Origin of the sequence: Streptomyces sp. SolWspMP-5a-2, from assembly GCF_900091845.1 — a bacterium.
Taxonomy (GTDB): domain Bacteria; phylum Actinomycetota; class Actinomycetes; order Streptomycetales; family Streptomycetaceae; genus Streptomyces; species Streptomyces doudnae.
Genome location: NZ_FMCI01000379.1, coordinates 1 through 2,233 on the forward strand (window position 1 = coordinate 1; position 2,233 = coordinate 2,233).

At 66.3% G+C, this 2,233-nt stretch carries 4 protein-coding genes; all 4 read left to right on the forward strand.

Annotation, left to right across the window (positions count from 1 at the left end):
* The first annotated feature begins 99 nt into the window (after window positions 1–99).
* A complete protein-coding gene (locus tag GA0115242_RS37510) occupies window positions 100–639 on the forward strand; it encodes a winged helix-turn-helix domain-containing protein (RefSeq protein ID WP_093836134.1) in 540 nt (179 codons plus the stop codon).
* Window positions 549–908, forward strand: a complete 360-nt coding sequence (locus GA0115242_RS42655) for a transposase (protein WP_311638774.1) — start codon at window positions 549–551, stop codon at window positions 906–908. Before GA0115242_RS37510 ends, GA0115242_RS42655 begins: the two co-directional genes overlap by 91 nt.
* A gap of 8 nt (window positions 909–916) precedes the next feature.
* Complete coding sequence (locus GA0115242_RS42660; protein WP_311638775.1) at window positions 917–1,528, forward strand: transposase; 612 nt, start codon at window positions 917–919, stop codon at window positions 1,526–1,528.
* Between the two features lie 509 nt (window positions 1,529–2,037).
* A partial coding sequence (locus tag GA0115242_RS41315) for a hypothetical protein (RefSeq protein ID WP_218088673.1) occupies window positions 2,038–2,233 on the forward strand: 196 nt, incomplete at its 3' end.

Sequence of the window (2,233 nt, forward strand, 5' to 3'; positions counted from 1 at the left end):
CCGCGCTACCGAAAGTGCTCTCCAGCTACTGAACTTGATTGAGTGATGTCGGTGCCGTTTGCCTGACAGTCGGGCTGTCACCGCTGGTAGCCCTGAGGTGTGAGGTATGCGCAGGGCGACGGGCTGACCGACGCGGGGAGGGCTGCACGGGAGCGGGTGCGGCAGCAGGCCGTGGAGCGCTTCCAAGCCGGACAGAAGAATGCCGAGGTTGCTGACGCCCTGCGGGTGAGCGAGCGGTCGGTGGAGCGGTGGCGCCGAGCCTGGCGCGAACAAGGGGAGGCCGGGGTCCCGTCAAAGGGCTCCCCGGGGCGGCTCCGGCTCGGCGATGGACAAATCGCGAGACTGGCACGTGAATTGGAGCGCGGTCCGTTGGCCCACGGCTTGGTGGACCAGCGGTGGACGCTCGCGCGGATCAAGACGCTGATCGGCCGGCTGATCCACGTGTCCTACACGGTCGAGGGCACCTGGCGGCTGCTGAGGCGGCACGGCTGGAGTTGGCAGCAGCCTGCCCGGCGTGCAATTGGACGGAATAACTCGGCAGTCGAGGTGTGGAAGAAGGAGACCTGGCCGCGGGTAAGAGCATCGCGGCGGAGCGCGGGGCCTGGATCGTCTTCGAGGACGAAGCCGGGCAGTCGATGACTCCGCCGCGTGCCACCTGGGGCCGGATCGGCCGCACGCCCATCGTTCGGGTCAGGGGCCGGGGCTCGGGGCGGGTATCGATGGCAGGCATGGCCTGCTACAAACCGGGCCAGCGATCCCGGCTCATCTACGCGATCCGCGATTATCGGGGCCGCAAGGACGAGCCGAAGGGCTTCGGGTGGCGGGACTTCCGCGCCCTGGTCGTCCGCGCCCGCATCCAGCTCGGAGGCCCGATCGTGTTGGTCTGGGACAATGTCCGCCTCCACTGACTGCAGGCATGAAGGAGTTCATCGACGCGAACGTCGAGTGGCTCACGGTGTTCCAGCTGCCGGCCTACGCTCCCGATCTGAATCCGCAGGAGGGCATCTGGTCGCTGGTCAAGCGCGACATCGGCAACCTTGCCGCCGCCGACCTCGGCCAGATCACCCGGGAGGTGAAACGCCGGCTCAAGCAGATCCAGCACCGTCGTGCGGTTGGTCGACGGCTGCCTCGCCGGCACCGGCCTGAGCTTCGATCCGGCCCGTTGACGGATCCGGTGGTCCTTGTGCCCGGCGCTGGCAGCGGCAGGTATGGCAGCATCACCGCCATGTCTTTGCTGACATGGGACTACGACGGTGATCTGTATTGCGCTCTCACCACCGAGATTGGTGCGGGCGAGGACAGGACCACCCATTTCGAGCTCAGCGAGGCCCGCGTGGTTCCGGGCGGTGCCCCTTCCGTGCCTGCTTCACCGGCTCCCGGGCCAGCAGCCGTGACGGTGATTGTCTATGCCCCGGAGGAGGAGAAGCCTGCAGAGGTCTTCTTCGACGAGACGCAGACGCTGCCGTTCGCCGTCTTGCAACACTTCGTGGCGACCGTAGCCTCACGGCTACCAGGCGCGGGATCGTAGAGCAGCTGTCCTGCGGCACAACAAGATCCTGAGCCGGCATCACGGGTTCAAGTTCATTAGCCGGAAGGCCCCTTGCCTGAGAGCAGCTCGCGCTGGCAGCGGTCAGATGATGTCCGGGGCAGGCCGTCTCAGCGCTCAGCAGCTGAAGTGAAGAACGCCTCCCTTCTTCCGGGGAGACCATCCCTCGGTCAAGCTCCAACGTGCACATGCCGCACGGTGTAAGCGTGGAAGCCACTACGGAAACAAGAGACTCCGCCTGTGACTCAGAACACAGGCTCTGGGGCGGTTCACCTCTCCGTGACCCGCAACCCAGAGAGCCTTCGGGCGTCTGTCCGGCTAGATGCGTCTCCAGTGTGAGGCCGCCTCATGGAAGCCGACTAGTCGATGGTCGGCTGACAGATAAACCTTCTATCCAAGGATGGACGATGTCCCAACGACACGTTGCCGCCCGTAGTGCCCGTCCTGGCCGTATTCGCGCCGCTCTGGGGCTCTCTGCGGTGGGTGCCGCGATGGCTATAGGCGGGGCCTTCACGGCCCACGCCGCTACGACTGCACCGGACGCTCCCGACGAGGCGCAGGAACTGCACAAGTCTTCCCCTGCGACCTCCACCTCCAAGGGGAAGCACGCCAAGCCCTACGTGTCTGGGTCGGAGACCCCGCGTGAGGCCAAGCCCGGCACTCCGAGCGAGGGCTCGAAGGCGGAGA

Excerpts from the sequence above, each read along its gene's own strand:
- GA0115242_RS42660 (WP_311638775.1), top strand. The coding sequence starts at position 917 with ATGAAGGAGTTCATCGACGCGAACGTCGAGTGGCTCACGGTGTTCCAG.